The sequence below is a fragment of the Olsenella sp. An285 genome (assembly GCF_002159625.1).
GTDB classification, from domain to species: Bacteria; Actinomycetota; Coriobacteriia; order Coriobacteriales; family Atopobiaceae; genus Thermophilibacter; species Thermophilibacter avicola.
The window spans coordinates 1-2951 of record NZ_NFIZ01000028.1; the positions used below are offsets into that span (position 1 = coordinate 1).

The following is a 2951-nucleotide window of genomic DNA, read 5'->3' on the forward strand; positions in this document are numbered from 1 at the left end:
AAGGAGACAACACATGACAGCTTGCAGGAACAAGGCCTCGCGCGCGGTGACCGCGGCCCTCGTGGGCGTGCTCTCCGTGGGCGCGGTCCCGATGGTGGCCATGGCGGCCACGACCGACGCGGGCGCGCAGCTCCAGGCGGTGTCCCCCGCCCAGGCGTTCAGCGACGGCGCCCTCACCTACGCGCACGACAACCAGGGCTACCGCATCGACGACCTGACCGACATCGAGTTCACGGTCGGCTCCGACTGCTTCTACCCCATGCCTCTCCAGGTCACCCCGAAGAACGCCGACGAGCCCGTCGACGTCAGCAACTGGGACGTCAACTACTACAACGCCGATGGTGACGTGCCGATGGATCCCGGCAAGATCCGCAACTGGACTGCCGGCAAGTACTACATGCTCATCAAGGCTCCCCAGGGCTCCGGCTACGAGGGTGGCGTGCTCCGCGTCGACTTTCGCATCGTGAGCAAGTCCCTCAAGAGCCTCACCATCTTCGACCAGTCCGAGGGCGACGTCTCCGACACCACCTTCACCTACACCGGCGAGGAGCAGCAGATCGGCTTCATGCTGGACGGCAAGGTCCTCGACAAGCCGACCGACTTCTTCCGCATCACCTACGTCAACGCCGCCGACTCCACCCCGGTGCGCGGTGTCCCGACCGATGCCGGCGACTACGTTGCCCGCCTCGAGGGCAAGGGCGAGTACAAGTACTCCCGCGTCGAGATCGCCTTCACCATCAACCCGCTCGACCTCTCCACGGCCAGCGTGACCATGTCCGACATCTCCAAGTTCGAGGTCGGGAAGGGCATGCCGCAGGAGGCCGTCGTCAACGGCGTGACGCTCGACGAGAAGGACCTCGACATCGAGTTCGCGGGTTCCTCCAACGAGGGAGATCTCTCCCTGCTCAACTTCGGCACCTACACCGCGAGTGTGGCTGCAGATCCCGCGTCGGGCAACGTGACGGGCGCGACCGAGGCCACCTTCAGCGTGGTTGACAAGGTCGTCAATGCCGATGATCTCCTCTTCAAGGGTAAGAAGGTGGGCAACGTCCGCAACGACCCCTACTACGTCCTCCTCGAGGACCTGAAGAACACCGCATTTGGTGACGATGACTTCTCTGTCGATCAGCTCGCTTGGACTTGGTGGGGTGACCTGATCGTCAAGTACCCCGGTGCCAAGCTCTCCGTGACCTACACCGATGCCAACGGTAACCAGGTCACCGCCAAGGATGTCAACACCACCGTGGGCGACTACAAGGTGACCGTCCGCGTCGACGCCACCTCCAACGAGTACAACTACGGCAGCGACGCCGTCACCATGACCATCCGCACCCGCAAGGACGCCATCAAGGCCAACGCCGACCTCTACTTCAAGCTCGACGGCGCCGTGACTGACGACCGCGACGAGTGGGGTTGGGCCCCCGAGCACGTCACCTACACCGGCGAGAACATCCTCGACAGGATCGACACCGTCCTCGAGTACAGGGGCGAGGCCCTGACCGCCGGCACCGACTACAACGTGACCGTGTACCGCTACGACGGCTTCGACGACCGAATCTTCAAGACCGCCGTTGACAGCGTCACTGACGCCGGCCTCTACCAGGTCGTCGTCTCCAGCGGCGACTACATGCTCGAGTTCCCCGACCAGGACCTCGACTTCTGGTTCTACGTCGACCCGATCAAGCTCGAGAAGGTCTACGTCGGCTCCGACGCGGTCAAGACCTTCAGCGACCAGTCCTTCATCCCCTACACCGGCAAGGCCGCCGACTACTACTTCTACTACATGAACGGCGACGAGGTCGTCCGCCTCGACGACGTCATCGAGCTGAGCCACTTCTACTTCACCCCCGAGGGCGGGCAGACCACCGACGCCGACGCCATCGTCGACTGCGGCGAGTACTATGCCTCCATCTACCTCGCTGACGGCGTGAAGAACTACGACCTCTGCGTCTACAACACGTTCAACACCCCGCACGTGTTCGTAAAGGTTGCCAACATCTTCGCCGACGTTGCCGCCGGCGACTGGTACGCGGAGCCCGTCTACGCAGCCAAGACCCTCGGCTACATGACCGGCTACGACGACGGCACCTTCTTCGGCCCGGCCGACAGCATCAAGCGCGGCGACGTCGCCATGGTGCTCTGGAAGATGGCCGGCAGGCCCGAGGTCGACGAGTTCGGCGACTCCTACGACGAGACCACCGGCTTCGTGACCGGCTTCTCCGACGTCGACGGCAACCTCTACTACGCGGAGGCCATCGCCTGGGCCCACAGGCTCGACATCATCTCCGGCGACGACAACGCCACCACGTTCCGTCCCGACGACAACGTTACCCGCGAGGAGCTCGCCAAGATGCTCTACGTCTACTCGAAGCTCCAGGACAAGACGTATGACGTCGACGTCGACGCCGTCCTCTCCGAGTACGACGACGAGTCCACCGTCTCCGAGTGGGCGCGCGAGTACGTAGCCTGGTGCGTTGACATGGACGTCATGGGCCAGGACTCCGGCCTCAAGGGCAACCAGGCCATCTCCCGCGCAGAGGTCGCCACGATGGCGGTCCGCCTGCAGCCCGAGGGCAAGCTCAGCCCCAGCGACTTCATCAAGTAGTCACTAGATAGAGCGACACCGCCGGAATGGCTGAGGCTCGTTCCTCATGAGCACAGCGGCGCCGGTCGGCATTCAACGAGATGTCGGCCGGCGTCCTTGCTGAGGATACCGGGTATAGTCAGGACAGGCGATGCGACTCGGCAGCAGGCCGGCGGGGGCGCACTGCCAACAAGCGCGTCCCCGCGGGCCTATCCGACAAATGCAAGCTGTCGTGCAACAGAAGGCCGTGGCGAGGGCCGACGCCCTCCCTCCCGCTCGCACGGGAGGGAGGGCGTCGACGTTTGGGATAAGTTTGGAACCAGCAGGAGATTCTCGCGGGTGGTTCAGGCAGCCGCCGGTAGCCGAG

General features: G+C 64.0%; 1 protein-coding gene. It reads left to right on the forward strand.

What is annotated here, in order from left to right:
* The first annotated feature begins 13 nt into the window (after window positions 1-13).
* Window positions 14-2605 (forward strand): S-layer homology domain-containing protein, encoded by a 2592-nt coding sequence (locus tag B5F79_RS10725; RefSeq protein WP_087221469.1) that lies wholly within the window; start codon window positions 14-16, stop codon window positions 2603-2605.
* Window positions 2606-2951 lie beyond the last annotated feature (346 nt).